The organism is Acinetobacter sp. C32I (genome assembly GCF_023702715.1).
Lineage (GTDB): Bacteria > Pseudomonadota > Gammaproteobacteria > Pseudomonadales > Moraxellaceae > Acinetobacter.
Genome location: NZ_CP098480.1, coordinates 878,045 through 896,307, shown reverse-complemented (window position 1 = coordinate 896,307; position 18,263 = coordinate 878,045). Strand labels below are relative to the sequence as shown.

18 protein-coding genes are annotated in these 18,263 nt (G+C 41.4%); 5 read left to right on the top strand and 13 right to left on the bottom strand.

The window, feature by feature from the left end:
• A complete protein-coding gene (locus NDN13_RS04280) occupies nt 1-1,026 on the bottom strand; it encodes an AraC family transcriptional regulator (RefSeq protein ID WP_251117292.1) in 1,026 nt (341 codons plus the stop codon).
• A gap of 128 nt (nt 1,027-1,154) precedes the next feature.
• On the opposite strand from NDN13_RS04280, the gene NDN13_RS04275 reads away from it, so the two are divergent.
• The 3 genes from NDN13_RS04275 to NDN13_RS04265 all read left to right on the top strand — a co-directional run bounded on the left by NDN13_RS04275 (nt 1,155) and on the right by NDN13_RS04265 (nt 4,465).
• Complete coding sequence (locus NDN13_RS04275; protein WP_251117291.1) at nt 1,155-1,853, top strand: NAD(P)H-dependent oxidoreductase; 699 nt, start codon at nt 1,155-1,157, stop codon at nt 1,851-1,853.
• Between the two features lie 209 nt (nt 1,854-2,062).
• Nucleotides 2,063-2,209, top strand: a complete 147-nt coding sequence (locus NDN13_RS04270) for a hypothetical protein (protein ID WP_251117290.1) — start codon at nt 2,063-2,065, stop codon at nt 2,207-2,209.
• 27 nt (nt 2,210-2,236) lie between these two features.
• A complete protein-coding gene (locus NDN13_RS04265; RefSeq protein ID WP_251117289.1) occupies nt 2,237-4,465 on the top strand; it encodes a phosphocholine-specific phospholipase C in 2,229 nt (742 codons plus the stop codon).
• Nucleotides 4,466-4,568: 103 nt separating this feature from the next.
• On the opposite strand, the gene NDN13_RS04260 is transcribed toward NDN13_RS04265, so the two are convergent.
• Nucleotides 4,569-5,315, bottom strand: coding sequence for an iron-containing redox enzyme family protein (locus NDN13_RS04260; RefSeq protein ID WP_251117288.1), 747 nt, complete (start codon nt 5,313-5,315; stop codon nt 4,569-4,571).
• A 294-nt stretch (nt 5,316-5,609) separates the two neighbouring features.
• Here NDN13_RS04260 and NDN13_RS04255 point away from each other — a divergent pair, with 294 nt between their 5' ends.
• Nucleotides 5,610-6,839 carry a GGDEF domain-containing protein gene (locus NDN13_RS04255; RefSeq protein WP_251117287.1) on the top strand — a complete coding sequence of 410 codons (1,230 nt, stop codon included), beginning with the start codon at nt 5,610-5,612 and terminating at the stop codon, nt 6,837-6,839.
• Nucleotides 6,840-6,950: 111 nt separating this feature from the next.
• Here NDN13_RS04255 and aroC read toward each other — a convergent pair whose 3' ends face one another.
• From aroC to NDN13_RS04200, 11 genes are all read right to left on the bottom strand, one after another.
• On the bottom strand, nt 6,951-8,042 hold the full coding sequence (aroC, locus tag NDN13_RS04250; RefSeq protein ID WP_070075910.1) for a chorismate synthase: 1,092 nt from the start codon (nt 8,040-8,042) through the stop codon (nt 6,951-6,953).
• Between the two features lie 11 nt (nt 8,043-8,053).
• Complete coding sequence (gene prmB, locus NDN13_RS04245; protein ID WP_251117286.1) at nt 8,054-9,064, bottom strand: 50S ribosomal protein L3 N(5)-glutamine methyltransferase; 1,011 nt, start codon at nt 9,062-9,064, stop codon at nt 8,054-8,056.
• A gap of 126 nt (nt 9,065-9,190) precedes the next feature.
• Complete coding sequence (gene trpB / locus NDN13_RS04240; protein ID WP_251117285.1) at nt 9,191-10,396, bottom strand: tryptophan synthase subunit beta; 1,206 nt, start codon at nt 10,394-10,396, stop codon at nt 9,191-9,193.
• A gap of 37 nt (nt 10,397-10,433) precedes the next feature.
• A complete protein-coding gene (locus NDN13_RS04235) occupies nt 10,434-11,621 on the bottom strand; it encodes a vWA domain-containing protein (RefSeq protein WP_251117284.1) in 1,188 nt (395 codons plus the stop codon).
• A 12-nt stretch (nt 11,622-11,633) separates the two neighbouring features.
• The gene (locus NDN13_RS04230) at nt 11,634-12,485 is read right to left on the bottom strand and encodes an AAA family ATPase (RefSeq protein ID WP_005203533.1); all 852 of its coding nucleotides are present in this window, start codon (nt 12,483-12,485) and stop codon (nt 11,634-11,636) included.
• Nucleotides 12,486-12,520: 35 nt separating this feature from the next.
• A complete protein-coding gene (locus NDN13_RS04225) occupies nt 12,521-12,907 on the bottom strand; it encodes a hypothetical protein (protein WP_032859243.1) in 387 nt (128 codons plus the stop codon).
• Nucleotides 12,900-13,160 (bottom strand): YcgL domain-containing protein, encoded by a 261-nt coding sequence (locus NDN13_RS04220; protein WP_010590136.1) that lies wholly within the window; start codon nt 13,158-13,160, stop codon nt 12,900-12,902. Before NDN13_RS04220 ends, NDN13_RS04225 begins: the two co-directional genes overlap by 8 nt.
• A gap of 224 nt (nt 13,161-13,384) precedes the next feature.
• Nucleotides 13,385-14,527: a ribonuclease D gene (locus NDN13_RS04215; RefSeq protein ID WP_251117283.1), complete on the bottom strand. Its 1,143-nt coding sequence runs from the start codon at nt 14,525-14,527 to the stop codon at nt 13,385-13,387.
• A gap of 285 nt (nt 14,528-14,812) precedes the next feature.
• Nucleotides 14,813-15,409: a recombination mediator RecR gene (recR, locus tag NDN13_RS04210; RefSeq protein WP_016540182.1), complete on the bottom strand. Its 597-nt coding sequence runs from the start codon at nt 15,407-15,409 to the stop codon at nt 14,813-14,815.
• Between the two features lie 103 nt (nt 15,410-15,512).
• Nucleotides 15,513-15,842 carry a YbaB/EbfC family nucleoid-associated protein gene (locus NDN13_RS04205; RefSeq protein WP_004653412.1) on the bottom strand — a complete coding sequence of 110 codons (330 nt, stop codon included), beginning with the start codon at nt 15,840-15,842 and terminating at the stop codon, nt 15,513-15,515.
• Nucleotides 15,843-15,854: 12 nt separating this feature from the next.
• A complete protein-coding gene (locus NDN13_RS04200) occupies nt 15,855-17,042 on the bottom strand; it encodes an O-succinylhomoserine sulfhydrylase (protein ID WP_251117282.1) in 1,188 nt (395 codons plus the stop codon).
• Nucleotides 17,043-17,177: 135 nt separating this feature from the next.
• Here NDN13_RS04200 and NDN13_RS04195 point away from each other — a divergent pair, with 135 nt between their 5' ends.
• Nucleotides 17,178-18,263 (top strand): alpha/beta fold hydrolase, encoded by a 1,086-nt coding sequence (locus NDN13_RS04195; protein ID WP_251117281.1) that lies wholly within the window; start codon nt 17,178-17,180, stop codon nt 18,261-18,263.

Sequence of the window (18,263 nt, the reverse complement as noted above, 5' to 3'; positions counted from 1 at the left end):
CTAAAACGAAGAATGACCAATGCTGACTTCACGATAAAACTTAGGTGTAACATTGGTCCACTTCTTAAATGCCCGTGAAAAATGAGAAATATCGGCATAACCCAAACGTTCGGCAATTTGCTCAATCGAAAGTTTAGGCTGTTTTAATAAATGTTCGGCCTGTTTGCGACGGACTTCTGCGACAAGAATTTGAAAAGAAGTTTGTTTGCTGCTTAATTGGCGCTGTAAAGTGCGTTCGGAAAGATGGAGCTTCGTCGCAACCTGCTTTAATGATAAGAAACCCTGATGTTCGTCATAGAGTAATGCTTTAACTTGTGTGTCTAATCGATTTTTTTGATCCCTTTTCAGTGCAAGCTTAGCAGCATCTTGCTCACACTGTTGTTTGCTCAGGCGCGCCAATAATGCATCTGCACTCGTTAACGGAAGCGACAACAATGCTTTGTTAAAGATCAGGCAGTCCCTCTCTCCGTTAAAGCACATATTCATTTCATTAAACTTCGGAGTGTTTTTATAAAAATCAGGTTTGTCTTGTAGAAACTGAAAACAAATTCCAAGTTTGTCTTGGGCCAAATTTTCCAAAATCTGAGAAAAGCCTAAGATCAAAAACATCATGCCATGTCGATTTAGCTTAAACTTTGATGATGGCTGATCAAAGTCTAAATACGCCATCTCTCCACTTATTTTCAGTTTGGGTTTAAATACAGAACAATGTAAGCCAATAAATTGTTCCAGCACCGCAATCGCCTCTCCCAATGTGTCAGCAGCCGTTGCCGCAATCCCCACATGCCCATAACAAGAGACTTTCATGTCTTCAGCAAGATATAAACTAATTGCAGCTTCATTTGTCAGCAACGCCGCTCGTTCTAATAAATGATTAAAAATATTAAAGTCGACATACCAAAATGGCGCTGTTAACGCCTGCTTAGAAATTCCTGTACCTGCCAAGAGTTGTTCTGAAGAAATCCCCCATTTTTGGATAAGATCAACCAAAAGATTGACGTAACTTCCGGGTAATTCTGGATTCATTGTCGCTCCATGATTGAAGAATAAATTGGCGCAAAATGGTAAATATTGGCGGCTAATGAACTATGACACCTTTCTTCATTTAAGCATAGTAGAACAATCGAAAATTCATCGCTATAAGGGATTAAATCATGCATATTTTGATTGTACATGCACACCCAGAACCATTGTCATTCACTACAGCACTGAAAAATACGGCACAACATACTTTTGAACAGCAAGGTCATAGCGTTGAAGTTTCTGATCTCTATGCCATGAATTTTAATCCTGTTGCCTCAAAGCAGGATTTTGAGAGTTTGAGTCAACCTGATTATTTTAATTATGCACTTGAGCAACGTCATGCCTTTAAACAGCAACACTTGGCACCAGATATCCAAACTGAAATCGAAAAAGTTCAACGTGCTGATCTGGTTATTTTTAGCTTTCCTTTGTACTGGACTTCTGTACCAGCCATCTTGAAAGGTTGGATTGATCGTGTATTCGTATCTGGCTTATTCTATGGCGGTAAGCGCTTTTATAATCATGGTGGTATGCGTGGTAAAAAGGCCATGCTGTGTTTAACACTCGGTGGCCGTGAACATATGTTTGGTGAAGGTTCTGTACATGGACCAATAGAACATTATTTATCATCGTTGCAACGCGGCACACTTGCCTATGTCGGCTTTGAAGTACTGCCTCCATTCCTTGCCTATCATGTGCCCTATATCAGCCAAGAAGATAGACAAAAGATTGTGATTGATTTCGAGCAGTATTTGCAAAATATAGATGATCTACAGCCCTTAGCATTTCCATTACTGGAAAGTTTTGACGATAGAATGAATCCGCTTTGATCTGTCAATAACAGAAGAAAAAATCACGACTCTCTTTGGACAGTCAAAGCCACTAGACTGTCCTTTTTCTTCCAAATCTAAATTCACCGATTCTTGCTTCCATTTCCCATCCATATTCATATGAAACGTCAAGGAATCTTCATCTAGATGACATGGTGCTGTCATAAGTGCTGTCTAGTGTGTTGACATCTTTATTATGGATGAAGCAGATGTTGAAAAAAATGAAACGATGGCTCTCATGTCTTTATGTGGTTCCCATTCTATTGGCACTCACCGCCTGTAATGATTCAAATGATGATCAGGTCGCAGTGAAACCTGATGATGCCAAAAAGCCAGTCATGCGCTGTGCCCCATAAACATAAAGAATAATAAGAGGAAATCGCGTGATTAATCGTCGTCAATTTTTAGCAAACACACTTAAAACAGGTTTTGGTGCTGCCGCTTTAACAACTTTTCCAGCAAGTATTCAAAAAGCTTTGGCGATTCCAGCCAACAATAAAACTGGAACCATCCAAGATGTTGAGCATGTAGTGATCCTTATGCAGGAAAACCGCTCATTTGACCATTATTTTGGAACATTAAAAGGGGTTCGGGGCTTTGCTGATCGCCTCACCATTCCTTTGCCGAATGGTCGTACAGTTTGGCAACAACAACGCAGTAATGGCGCATTATTAACCCCATTTCACTTAGATGGCTCTAGCAATAACGCGCAACGTGCACCCGGGACCAACCATACTTGGGTAGATAGCCAGAAAGCATGGGACAATGGCCGCATGTCCAACTGGCCTACCTATAAAACAGATTATGCGATGGGTTATTTTAAGGAACAGGAAATTCCCTACCAATTTGCCTTGGCCAATGCGTTTACGATTTGTGATGCTTATCATTGTTCCATGCATACAGGTACAGATGCTAATCGTTCGTTCCATTTAACAGGAACCAATGGTGCAGTGCCGACCAGTACCGCATTTGTGAATAATGAATGGGACTGGATTGATGGCGATCCGAAAACGGTTGATGTTGGTTATACATGGAAAACCTATGCGGAACGTTTAGAAGAAGCGGGAATCAACTGGATTTGTTATCAAAATATGCCTGATGAATGGGGCGATAACATGCTAGGTGCATTCCGTACTTTTAGAAAAGCCAATATTGAGTCTGGCTATCCTGTTTCGAGTGGTGGCGCACCTAATAGTCCGTATAATAAGGCTGCGCAAAAGCTGCCGTACAAAGCCTATGATGCAACCACCGATAATGCCAAGAATCCGCTTTATAAAGGCATTGCCAACACCTTACCCGGTAACTCCCCAGAAGAATTCTTAAATGCATTTAAAAATGATATTAAAACTGGGAAATTGCCTCAGGTGTCTTGGATCAATGCCCCTTCCATTTACTGTGAACATCCTGGACCATCAAGCCCAGTACAAGGTTCTTGGTTTATTCAGGAAATACTCGATGCACTAACAGCCGTACCAGAAGTGTGGAGCAAAACCGTCTTCCTGATCAATTTTGATGAAAATGATGGTTATTTTGACCATGTTCCATCTCCATCAGCACCAACATTGCAACCAGATAATACGTATGCAGGCAAATCAACCCTCAGCCCAGCGGATATGCGTCATGAGTACTATGTGCATGATGCACCTCTAGGCAGTACCAGCCAACCCCAAAAAGACAATGGTGTTTATGGCCCAGGTCCTCGAGTTCCACTCTTTGTAATTTCACCTTGGAGTCGTGGGGGCATTGTTAACTCTCAAGTATTTGACCATACCTCGGTATTGATGTTTCTCGAAAAATGTTTTGGCGTTAAAGAAAGTAATATCAGTCCTTATCGCCGTGCAATCTGTGGCGACCTCAGTTCTGCATTTAATTTTAAAACACCGAATGAAGATGTACTGCCAACACTCAACGGCAAACAAAGCCGTGAACAAGCGGATCAACTCCGTAGCTCACAGCAAAAGTTACCCAATGTTCCAATTCCAAGCAATTTGCAAATGCCAATCCAAGCCAGTGGTATCCGCCGTTCCAAAGCACTACCTTATGAACTACACACCAGTGCACGATGCCTAAATGATGGAACAGTCAAACTACTGTTTTCAAACACTGGAACACAAGGTGCAGTTTTTCATGTCTATGACAAATTAAATTTAACTCGCGTTCCGCGCCGTTATATCGTAGAAGCAGGAAAAAGCTTAGATGATGTATGGAATGTACAAAAAGACAATCAAGGCTTATATGATCTCTGGGTAATGGGTGCAAATGGTTTTCATCGACATTTCAAGGGTGATTTGAATCGTAATCAAGATTTGCAAATCAATCCTGAGATTCGGGTTTGCTATGATATTGCCAATGGCAATGTTTATGTTGATCTGAACAATACGGGTACTAAAGATATTGAGTTAGTGATCAGCCCCGTGGTTTATCGTACTGATGCTCCACTGAAACTAACCCTAAAAGCGGGACAAAGTTCTACCCAACACTGGAACTTGGCTGACACTGGCCAATGGTATGACTTTGCCGTGACCTGTACTCAAGAAGCCAAGTTTTATCGTCGTTTTGCTGGCCGTGTTGAAACAGGTGAAGATTCGGTCAGTGACCCTGCAATGGTTTAAGATTTAAACAGAATAAGCACTTATGTCTCCTTAGTTCCAAAAACCAAGGAGACTTTTATCACATATATAGATCAGATCTAATTTAGATTCAATACCAGAATCCTTAATTTTTATGCTGTAACTTATAGCACTCGTCCAAAGCAAGCTCATAGTATTCAAGCCCTTCTTTTGCCGCTAAGAATGCTTTCTTTTGCAGTACAGGGTCTTTATCACATAAGCGTTTAATCAGCTCCATCGCTTCATAGGGATGAAGATCATCATAATGTGCATGAGCTCTTAACCACGCGAGAGAACGCTTATTGATGTTTACTTCAGGGTGCTGAGTATAGGTTTGAATGCCTTTGTAGACCTGAATGGTCCAGTCACCTGTGGCCCATTCAATCGCAAGATTGGTTGCTGCAATACTTTCAGCCAAACTCCCACGAAAATTAACATCCCATAGAAAGTGATTGACCGCATTCATGGCGACAGGTGGTTTCACGTTATTCAACATTTCAACGGTCAGACCAAAGCCCCCCGCCCAGTCCTGATACCAGTTGAGATGTCGCTCTTCAACTTTGATGTTCTGAATCAACCAATCTCTGGTTTCGGTCACACCATCGAGTGAAAATGCCGTTGCTTTGGCCAAAGACCCCGCCATATAAGAAGGAAAATGCGCAACCAACGGATAGAAGTTCAATAAGGCTGAACGAAAACATTCAAGACTTAAACAACCATTGGCCATGTCTAAGAATAGCGGATGTTTGCTCACCCGCTCTTTTGAGGGTAATAATTCATCCCAGAATCGTTGAGCCCAACCCGAATGAGGTGTAATTTCTAATTTTGTTCCATATTGATTCATAGCAGTCATTGCGATGCATCCTATTTCGTATGACTTAATCCAATCATCTTCGATGATTGCTGCTTTTTTATAAATTGTATCCTAATACCGTAAAGATACAATCGTTTGTGATTTAGTTTGTAACAGTTTTTATTTCTTGAATCTAATTTAAACTTGAATCATTATATTAGGCAATGACCCTTATATAAAAATTAATATTTTTTTATAATCTAATACACATTCTATTTAAATCAGTGTAACGTAGTAAAAAAATAATCCCTATTTTGACATTTATAACAACATTTGGGAGTGGTGAGAGATAAGATGAAGTTGAAAGCTTCCAATATTTTGGGACAAGAACAAATCGACTTGTTAATTTCTCGCGGGCTAAATTTAGTTTGGTTTCCTAAAGAATTAGAAGTGATCTATCGAGATCAGTACAGAAATGAGGCTGCGCATGAGTTCCGCTATCGCGCCCCTATTATTTTAGGTTTATATCTATTTCTAAGCTTCGGTATATATCAGGTTTTGCCTACAGACCTACGTATTACTTGGATGGCAACCTACGGTTGGGTAGGTATCATCATTACATTGGCATGGTTACTTTCGTTCCTGCCCATCATGAACAAATGGTTTGATCACTACGTGTGCATTGGATCAACTGGTGCCGTGGCAATTTCCTTCACCATCATTAACGTATTAGAACAAGGTCAGAATAATGTGCTGTTCCATGCTGCCATGATGTATGCCGTAGTGATCATCTATGGCTTTGTTGGGATGCGTTTCTATACCGCGATCATTGCAGGTTGGGTCGGCGGTTTGATTGGTATTGCAGCCAGTACTTGGTTCAGTGGTGCGATTGATTGGACCTTCTTAAACCGGACCTATACCTTCAGTAGCTTCCTCGGTATGGCACTTGCTTATGCCACCGATCGACAGCATCGTGAGAACTATTTGCAGAACTGTATGATTGAACTCAACCGTTTAGAGCTGATGCGCCAAGCACAACAGTTGTCCATTCTCTCTCAACAAGATGCTTTAACAGGTCTCGCCAACCGACGCTATCTGGATGAAGTGCTTGAGAATGAATGGAAACGCGCGACACGTCATGAAATGCCAATTACCATCATGATGATTGATATCGACTTTTTTAAGCTCTACAACGATACCTTAGGGCATATCCAAGGGGATCAGTGTTTGCGACGGATCGCGATTATGCTGGGCTCTATCGCCTCACGTAGTGGCGATCTGGCAGCGCGCTACGGTGGTGAGGAGTTTCTACTACTCTTTGCGATGACTGATCGTGATCAAGCGATTACACAGGTACAAAGATTAATGGAGTTGGTGCGTAATATTGGAATTCTACACCCACGTAGCAATGTTTCAAAACACGTGACCATTAGTGTCGGCGTTGCCACGATGGTTCCAAATATCGGTGACAGTCTTTCAGAATTTATTGCACAAGCCGATCATGCATTATATATCGCGAAAAGTAATGGCCGGAATCAATATCATATTGCGACATCAGATAATATGATTTCTGAAGCCCTATAATTTCTTTATTATGATTAAATGAATATTAAACTAATATTTAATTAAATTGTTTTTTAAAATGTGATGCAAGCCGCAGATATAATAAATTATATGTGCGGCTTAATATTTTTATTATGGTTCGATTGGTTTAAATGGCGGAATCACATCTGCATTTTGTGCACGATGTCTTAAGAAATGATCCATCAATACAATCGCCAACATCGCTTCAGCAATGGGTGTTGCGCGTACACCGACACACGGATCATGACGGCCTTTGGTCAATACATCGGTATTTTCCCGTTCTATGGTAATGGTTTTACCCGGTGTGGTAATACTTGCGGTTGGTTTCAATGCAATCGCCACGCGAATGTTTTGACCACTTGAAATCCCACCTAAGATCCCACCCGCATGATTGGCAAGGAAACCATCTATCGTCAGTTCATCACGAGTCTCATGACCAAACTGCCCAGCAACCGCAAAACCATCACCAATTTCAACACCTTTAACCGCATTGATGCTCATCATGGCATGGGCAATATCCGCATCTAAACGATCAAATACAGGTTCGCCCCAACCCACAGGTACTTTTTCAGCAATTATTTCAAGCTTGGCGCCACAACTGGTGCCTTGCTCACGCAATGCAGTCACAAGTTGCTCAAAGCGCGGTACCGCATCCACATCACCACAGAAAAATGGATTATTTGGCACTTCTGCCCAATCCAGTTTTTCTGCAACCTCATTGCCAATTTGTGTGACATGTCCACGAATATCAATACCAAATTTTTCAGCAAGATATTTCTTGGCAATTGCGCCTGCCGCGACACGCATCGCCGTTTCACGGGCGCTCGAACGACCACCACCACGATAGTCACGGAAGCCGTATTTTTGCGTATACGTGTAATCCGCATGGCCTGGACGGAAAGTTTGAGCAATATTGCCGTAGTCTTTTGATTTCTGATCGGTGTTACGGATCAATAAACCAATCGATGTTCCTGTGGTTTTACCTTCGAAAACACCCGAGATAATCTCAACTTGATCTGGCTCTTTACGTTGCGTTGCAAACTTTGATGTTCCCGGTTTACGGCGGTCTAAGTCTTTTTGCAAATCTGCTTCACAAAGTTCAAGACCAGGCGGCACGCCATCGACAATTGCCATCAAGCCCGCACCATGTGACTCGCCACAGGTTGTTACTCGAAACAGTTGCCCAATACTATTCCCTGCCATGCTTTAACCCCTTAGTTTTGAACTGATTGCTGAAAAACTTCTTTATAACGGCGGCATTGTTCAGCAGTTAAAGCAAAAATACCAGAACCGCCTTTTTGGAAAGTGAGCCAATGGAAGTCAACTGTATTGAAGTTCTGACGCATTGCCCATTCAGAATTACCAACTTCAATCACAATCAGGCCATCTTCAGTTAAATAATCAGCAGCTTGAGCTAACATCTTACGGACTAAATCTAAGCCATCTTGACCTGCAGCCAGTGCAAGCTCAGGCTCATGTAAGAATTCTTCTGGTAAATCCGCCATATCTTCTGCATCCACATACGGTGGATTACTGACGATCAAGTCATATTGGTTTTCAGCAGGAATTTTTGAGAACAAGTCAGATTCAAGTAAAGCCACTTGATACTGTTTGTCGTGGTGCTCAGTGTTAATTGAAGCCACTTCGAGTGCTTCTTTTGAAATATCAGTCGCATCAACTTCTGAATCTGGGAAAGCATAAGCCAAAGCAATGGCAATACAACCTGAACCCGTACACATATCCAAAATACGTTGTGGTGTTTTTGGATTGTTATTTTCAGGCAAGTTATTTAACGCTTCCAACATACGGCCATTTTCATCTAGGCAGTACGGTGCAAAACGCTGTTCAATCAACTCAGCAATCGGTGAACGCGGAATCAAGACGCGCTCATCAACATAAAATGGCTTATTGAAGAAATAGGCCAAGTTCAATAAATATGAGGTTGGAATACGATCATTGATACGACGTTCTAACAAGCTGAGGAATTCTGCTTTTTCGCTTGGTAAAAGTTTGGCATCCAGAATTTCAGCATCTGCTTTCCATTCAAGCGATAGCGTTTGTAGTACCAATGCAGAACTCTCTGCAAAATAATCTTGAGTACCTTGACCTAAGTGCGCGTCATATTGACGCATTGCGGTTACCCCAAAACGAATAAAATCTCGAATGGTTACTAGGTTTTCAGCCGCTTCTTGTAAATGTTCAGGGCTGATTGTCGGTCGCTCCACTTAGGCGTCTCCAAAAGTGCTAATTGCAAAACGCTTTATTCTAACGGGATTAAGGTTGATTTAACAATAAAAAAACCGCCTCTCTACAAGAAGCGGTCCATTCACAATGAGATATTCAGTCAGAACTTATAAGCCTAGCTTTTCTGCCACATAATCCGAGTCTTTATCACCTCGTCCAGAAAGATTGACCACGATGTTAATGTGCTTATCCAACTTAGGCGCTTCACGTAAAGCCCAAGCCACCGCATGCGAACTTTCCAAGGCTGGAACAATACCTTCAACACGTGAAAGTGTCATAAATGCGTCCAAACATTCCTGATCTGTCGCTGTTTCGTATTGCACACGGCCAAGCTCTTTCAGGAAACTATGTTGTGGCCCGACACCCGGATAATCCAAACCTGAAGCAATCGAATGTACTGGCAATGGTTCGCCGTTGTCATCTTCCAGTACATAGCACGCCATACCATGAATCTGCCCCGGCTTGCCCAAGGTCAAAGTGGCTGAGTGTTTGTCGGTATCTAGGCCATGACCCGCAGGTTCTACACCGACTAATTGAACTTCTGGCGTATTTAAAAATGCGGTGAATGCGCCAATCGCATTAGAACCACCACCAACACAGGCAACCACATAATCTGGATTGTGGCCAAAACGCTCATTAGACTGGGTTTTGATTTCATTGCCAATAATCGATTGAAAATCACGAACCATTTTGGGGAATGGATGTGGACCTACCACCGAACCAATGGCATAGATATAGTTTTTAGGATCTTTTAAATATTCCTCAAAAGCACTATCCACCGCATCTTTTAAGGTCGCTGTACCTTGGGTCACAGCAACCAGCTTCGCACCCAAGATTTTCATCTTCACAACATTTGGATGTTCTTTTTCGATATCGACCTGTCCCATATGAATTTCACATGGAATACCGACCAGAGCACATGCTGTTGCCAAAGCGACACCATGCTGCCCAGCACCCGTCTCAGCAATCACTTTACTTTTGCCCATATATTTGGCAAGTAAAGCTTCACCCAAACAATGGTTGATCTTATGCGCACCGGTATGGTTTAGATCTTCACGTTTCAGATAAATCTGTGCACCGCCCAATTGATCAGATAAACGCTTGGCATGGAACAATGGACTTGGACGGCCAACATAGTTTTTGAATAAGTCATTCAGCTCATCCTGAAACTCAGCGGTATGACGAATCTCTTCATAGGCTGCATTAATTTCGTCCATGGCTTCTTTTAAATGCGGTGGAATGAACTGACCACCAAAGTTGCCAAAGAAACCTGCTTCATTGGGCAAAGCAACGCCATTAATTTGATGTTCCATGTCTTTTCCTGTTCTTATAAAGTCTTAATATAAAGTTTTAACGCGATAGGTAGCGTGTCATGTCCTCAAGCCCCTTCAAGGTCATTGGAAACATGTGATTCTCAAAAATTTCTTTGATCCAGTTAATGGTTTGGGTGTAATGCCAGTAACCTTCCATTTCAGGGTTCAACCAAGCGGTTTTGTCGAAATGCTGACGTAAACGTCTAAGCCACACTTCCCCCGACTCTTCATTCATATATTCAACTGAGCCACCCGCAGATTTTAATTCATACGGCGCCATACTGGCATCACCAACCACGATGACCCGATAATCACATCCATAAGTATGGAACAGATCCCAAGTATTCATACGGGTTGAACTACGGCGATGGTTATCCTTCCACACATGATCATACAGACAGTTATGGAAATAGAAATATTCGAGGGTTTTAAACTCAGATTTGGCCGCACTGAATAGCTTTTCACACTCAGCGATATAGGCATCCATTGAACCACCAACATCAAACAGTATGAGCACTTTAATGCGGTTACGACGCTCTGGAACCAGTTGCACATCCAAAATGCCTTGTTTTGCTGTCTCACGAATAGTGCCATCGACATCCAGCTCTTCAGCCGCACCTTGTCGTGCAAATTTACGCAAACGACGTAAGGCAATTTGCATTTGACGGGTTCCCAAAACCTGATCATCATCCAGATTTTGGTATTTACGTTGTTCCCAGACTTTAACCGCCGAACGTTTACGCCCTGGCCCACCAATACGAACACCTTCAGGATGATCTCCAAACGCACCAAAAGGTGAAGTTCCCCCAGTGCCAATCATACGATTGCCACCCTGATGTTTTTTATGCTGTTCACGTAAGCGTTCTTCCAGCATTTTCATCAATTCTTCGAGAGAACCCGCTTTTTGCAATTCTGCACGTTGCTCTGGGGTCAGATGTTTCTCTAATAGCTCAAGATCAAACCAATCTTTAGGTAACTTGTGAACTTGTTTCAGCAATTCATCTAAATCAAAAGTTTCGATGCCATCAAAATAATCTTTCATGGCACGATCAAACTTATCAAAAAAACGCTCATCTTTGACTAAAACCGTTTTAGCCAATTGATAGAACTGTTCCTGATCTGCAAACACAAGACCTGACGCTACCGCCTGATTAAGATCAAGGAGCTCACGTGTTGTTACAGGTACGCCATATTTGCGTAAGGTGTAAAACAGTCGCACAAACATTTTTAAACACTCTTAGCGGCGTGACATAAAGGCTAAACGTTCAAGCAATTGCACATCTTGTTCATTCTTAATCAAGGCACCATATAACGGTGGAATCGCTTTGGATTTATCATGATTACGCAACACATCTTCTGGCATATCATCTGCCATCAGCAGGCTTAACCAGTCAATGAGTTCTGATGTTGAAGGTGGCTTCTTCAAATTCGGAACTTCACGTAATTTAAAGAACACCTGTAAGGCTTCACTCACCAAGGTATTTGAAATATTCGGGAAATGGACCGCAATGATGTCACGCATGGTTGCATCATCAGGGAATTCGATATAATGGAAGAAACAGCGACGCAAGAACGCATCTGGCAGTTCCTTCTCATTATTCGAGGTAATGATCACGATCGGGCGTTGTGTTGCAGTAATGGTCTCACCTGTCTCATAAACATAAAATGACATTTTGTCGAGTTCATGCAATAAGTCATTTGGAAATTCAATATCCGCCTTGTCGATTTCATCAATCAACAATACACAACGCTCTTCGCTGGTAAATGCTTCCCACAATTTACCGGGTTTAATATAGTTTTTAATGTCGTAGACACGATCATCACCTAACTGGCTATCACGCAAACGTGAAACAGCATCATATTCATACAGACCTTGCTGGGCTTTGGTGGTTGATTTGATATGCCAGGTAATCAGCTTCAAACCCAAGCTTTCAGCCACTTGCTCTGCAAGTAGTGTTTTACCAGTACCTGGCTCACCTTTCACCAATAATGGTTTTTGTAAGGCACGAGCAGCTTTCACTGCAAGTTTCAGGCTATCGGTTGCAATATATTGATCTGTACCAGTGAAGTGTTGTGTATCAGCAGACATTTTAAAACCTTATTTTTCTATATTTAACATCGTATCTAAACTGAACGTGCAGTTTTATTTGCAGTGTATTTTGACCAGCAGAAGCCGATCAGTAACCCCGTACCAATGACAAATAAAATCAATGATAAGTTAGACCAGACTAAGACATGTTCTTTGGTGAGGACACCAAAAAGCAAACCAAAAATGGCTGGTGCTAAGGCCGAGTTTGGACCTTCTGAAATTGTTGGAGTCGCAAGAACGGCAAAAGCGACAATCCAGAGGATGCCACCAATTGGATTGGGTAGGCGTGACATCAAACGATACCAACACCACAATGCAATGAGCGTCCCTGTAACATAAACAATGATCGCAACATTTTCTTCTGGAAATTGATCCAGAACCGAAAGAATGTTAGACCATATCGCTGTTAAAGTCTCAAGCACCACGTAAGCCCTCTGGTTCTACCGCATTCGGATTAATTAATCCTTCTGGTGGCATCTGAATAAAAAAGCCTTTGGTATTTAATGAATCTAACACATGTAAAACGTTAGCACGTGCAAGTTTACGCTCATTATGAAGTTCTAAATGCATGACAAAGGTCGCTTTGCCGAATGCTTGTAGAACTGTTTCTGGAACACCTTCAAATGGGTTTTCTTGTTCCTTGTCATCAGGATAATTTGGACGAGCAATATACATATACATTTCATCTTTTTTGCTCGATCTATAAATATCGCAGTGCATGTTTACTCACATCTATTAACAATCAAAGACAGCATACATGAAAATAAAAATGGATACATTAACGATTGTTAACGCTGGAGTCGTGTTTTTGCGCTGTTTAAATGGCAAGTACAAAACGAAAAGACAAAACGATGTGTCAAAATAAAAAAAGAGCGAATCATTGATTCACTCTTTCCTGTTTATCGTACCACTTTCATTTGTGTGGAAAGATATTCAATATCTTCTTTTAATAATGCAATCAATGGTTGCGTCAGAATGTCATAGCGCCAACCCATTAAATAACTCGGTAAGGACTGCTCATCTAAATGAAAGACCACATGTTCATAGATCGCATTCATCCATTTCTTACGTAGTAATACTTCTTTCGGTATTCCAGTTTTTAGGACCACACTTTCAATCAACGCATCAATTTTAGGTGCAACTTCTTTAGAATTACTCTTGATCGGCTTAGCCATACGTAATGGCCATTCGTCTTCTGGCGGTAAGAACTTGAGTAAATCAAGAATCATTTTGCCATGTTCACGTATAATGTGCGGACGAATATCTTTAATTCGTGCCAGCTGGAAATTATTGCGAGGATTCTTTTCCACCAAATCAATCATGGTGGAGTTTCTCAGAATAAAGCTACGCGGCTGATTCAACGCCTTGGTAATCTGCTCTCGCCAAATACTGAGTTGTTGTAACTGCATCAGTTCACGGCGTGAATGTCGATAATTACCAATATCAGTGTACAACTCTGCCAGTGGTGTTTCCATGGCAATCTCTTTGGTAAGATTTTGACAATCTTCCAATACGTATTGATACAGCCCTTTTGCTTTTAGATCTGTTTTCAGTGCATCTGCAAGTTTACTTAAATAGATCACATCATTTGCCGCATAGCACATCTGCTCTTGCGTTAGTGGTCTAGCAAGCCAGTCCGAACGGGTCTGATCTTTTTCAATCTCAATATTCAAACAGGTCTTAAGCGCATTTTGATAACTGACTTGAAGTCCATGTCCTAGAAATGCCAAAGCAACTTGGGTATCGAATACATTATTTAATGGTTTTTGGTCAGCATAATGATAGATCAGATCAATATCTTCACCACAGGCATGAAAAATATTCTGTTGCGCCGCAAAAATCTTAGGCCAAAAATTGCTGAGATCTAATGCTGCGCCATCAAGCAACAGAATCTGACCATTCAAATTGATTTGGCAAACACCAAGTTTAGGATATAAGGTATCGACCTTAATAAATTCGGTATCAAGGGCGTAGACAGAACACTGTTCCATCTGCTTGAGGAGAACAGCTAAATCTTGTTGCTGTTGGATAAACTGAAACATGTGTGCTCAAGTAAAATAATAAAGAACCATGTGCAATAAAACTGCCCAATGCCAGTCATTGCTCAACTGAAAAATACAAAAAATTAATTGGTATTCCACATGCAAGACATGAAATTACTCCTCTTCCATTCATCAAAAAACGAAAATCCTTTTCGCCCGTCAATAGTGCCACAAATCACAATAAATAGATCTACGATAATGTTAGACAATATGTAAAATTTAATTATTTGTTTAAATTAACAGCATGAATTTAATATAAATATATATAAATGCGAATGAAAGCTATTATTTCATTCGCATACGGTTATGTACAGCTTGACTTAAAGTATGACTATCTACATATTCCAGTTCACCACCTTGTGGCACACCTTGTGCAATTCGGGTCATGTGAATCGGTAAATGTTTTGTCGCTTCAACCAGATAATGTGCGGTTGCTTGACCTTCTACTGTGGCATTGGTTGCCAAAATCACCTCTTGAATTTGCCCCGCACTGAGCCGCTGAATCAAATAAGGAATACCAATCTCTTCTGGACCAATACCATCCAATGGAGAAAGGTGTCCACCGAGAACATGGTACTTCCCACGAAAACTGCCACTCTGCTCAATTGCCATCACATCGGCAGGTGATTCAACCACACATAACAATTGTTCATCACGCTCTGCTGAAGCACAGATATCACAGATTTCATTTTCTGTTAATGAGTGACAAATCTGGCATTCATGAATATGGCTCGATGCTTCATGCAAGGCATGCGACAAGGCAAAAGCACCTTCACGGTTTTTCATTAATAAATGTAATGCCATACGCTGTGCTGATTTGGGACCAACACTGGGCAATATACGTAATGCTTGAACTAATTGTTCAAATCGTTCACTAAACACAAATCAACTCTCATAATCTCCCTTGCGGAGCTACAACCGCTCCTCACCCATCTTTAATAAAGAGGGGTACTCCTCCCTTTAAAAAAGGGAGGCTGGGAGGGATTTAAAATAAACCAGATAAGCCAGGTGGCAAGCCCATACCAGTGTTCGCACCTTTTAACTTCTCTTCAGAAATGGCTTCTGCTTGACGTGCAGCATCATTCATTGCAGCAGCAATCAAATCTTCAATCATATCTGCTTCGTCTTGTAATAAATCAGGACTAATTTCGATACGCTTAACCACATTACGGCAAGTCATGGTTACTTTAACTAAACCACCGCCTGCTTCCGCATGTACTTCAGTTTTTGCAAGCTCTTCTTTGGCTTTTTTAAGATTTGATTCCATATCTTTTTGCATGCGCTGAGCTTGCTGCATGAGCATATTAATGTTCATAAGTTTCTCTCGTTAAATTAAATCTAAACCGCGTGATATGTCGCGAATAATATCATCAATGTCTTCTAAACCAACAGACACACGAATCAAACCTTCTTCAATTCCTGCAGCTTGTTTAGCTTCGGCCGACATTCTACCATGCGAGGTCGTTGCTGGATGCGTAATTGTTGACTTAACATCACCTAGATTACTGGTAATCGACAAGAAACGGGTGTTATCGATCACGGTCCATGCACCTTCACGTTGGCCTTTCACCACAAAAGATACAACACCACCAAAACCTTTTTGTTGTTTTTTCGCCAACTCATGCCCAGGATGATCAGCTAAACCAGCGTAATACACTTTTTCAACTTTTTCGTGTTGATGTAGCCATTCCGCCAATTTTTGTGCACTTTCACAATGCGCTTTCATACGAATGCTCAGTGTTTCCAAGCCTTTCAAGAAAATCCATGCATTAAATGGGCTCATCGAGTTACCCAGAGTACGAATCACACCATTTACTTCTTCGAGTAGGTCATGTTTTCCGACAACTGCACCTCCAAGCGCACGACCTTGACCATCGATATACTTGGTTGCTGAATAAAGCACTAAATCCGCACCAAACTTAATCGGTTGCTGTAATACTGGCGTACAGAAGCAGTTATCGACTGCAAATAAAGCACCATTGGCATGGGCGATATCTGCAATGGCCTGCATATCACCCACTTGTGCCAATGGATTTGACGGCGTTTCAATAAAGAGAATACGCGTGTTTGGACGAACCGCCTGTTTCCAGCCTTCAAGATCATCTAAATCGACAAAAGTCACTTCAACGGCAAATTTCGCGACATATTTTTCAAATAAAGCAATGATTGAACCGAATACCGCACGAGAACAAATGACATGGTCGCCTGCTTTTAAATAGGCCATACACATTGCATGTACCGCAGCCATACCAGAACTGGTCGCGACTGCACGCTCTGCGCCATCCAAAACAGCTAAACGTTTTTCAAAAGCCTGTACGGTTGGATTGGTATAACGTGAATAAGTATTGCCTGCAATTTGCCCCGAAAATTTTGCTGCAGCATCAGCCGCACTTTCGCACACAAATGATGAGGTCAGAAAGATTGGCTCACTATGCTCACCTTCAGAGGTACGATCATGCCCTGTGCGAATTGCCAGTGTTTCTAATTGGTATTCTAAATCATCGCTTGGATTCATCGTTCTGTATGCCTTATGATCATAATGTCGAAATGTGCCAATATTTTGAGCGCCTAAGGTATTTAAGGTCAAGGCATAAGATGAAATTATCGCTTAGACTTCGTGCAATCTTGACTCATGATGAGACTTTCTAAGATGAAATCGCTTGTGGAACAGCAAAAAATAAATTTTAAACATCTGGCTATGCGTGTCTTCGATGCCGACAAACTGGTTTTGTCTCAATCAACACCCTATCAAGTGATTGCTCAATTTAAACAAACCCGTGTCCGTTTCTACGCTTCGGAGAACAAACGTTATAAAGAACCACTGGTATTCGTTGCACCGTTAGCGATTAATATGGATATCTATGACCTGTATCCTTACCGTTCATTGGTCAAACACTTTCAGGAAAGCGGTTTTGATGTTTATCTGATTGATTGGGGTAAACTGACTTATAAAAATTATCAAATAAACTTCTTATCTTTTATTGATAAGTTTATTCCAAAATGTATTGAAGCCATTCAGCAGCACTCCAAATCTGAAAAAATTTCACTGCATGGTTGGAGTATGGCGGGGATTTTCGTCACGCTTTATACCGCACGCCATCAACCGAGTGTAGTGAAAAATCTTGTGGTGTTAGGTAGCCCAATCGACAGCTATGCTTCAGGTTATATTGGCAAGTTATATAAAACTTTGGCTTATCTGACCAACCGCAACCCCACCATTAAAGATTACATCTATAACCGTTTACCGAAGTTAATGATTCATTCACCTGGCTTTCTAAACTCGCTTGGATTCAAGCTGTTAGACCCTAAAGGCTGGATTGATGGCAATGTTCAATTATTGAAAAACTTGGATAATCTAAAGTTGGTACAAGAAGATGCGACGCTTAGCCACTTCTTAAATAACATGATTGATTATCCGGGTGGTGTGAATCAGGACATGCTATTTAATGTCTGGTTGCAGAACCCTTTAAAAAATGGCGCAATTCAGCTCAAGAACAAAACTATTGAACTCAAAAACATCAATTGCTCACTATTCGTGGGCGCAGGTAAAGGCGATCAACTGGTCACTTCTGAGTCCGCCTTCCCACTGACCCAGTTGACAAGCAGCCAAGATGTCACGTTTACTCTTATCCCTGGCGGGCACTTAGGTTTAATGTCCAGTCAAAACAGTTCCATTGAGTTCTGGCCAACACTGGCGACATGGTTAGCCGAACGATCGACACAAATAAAAAGGTAA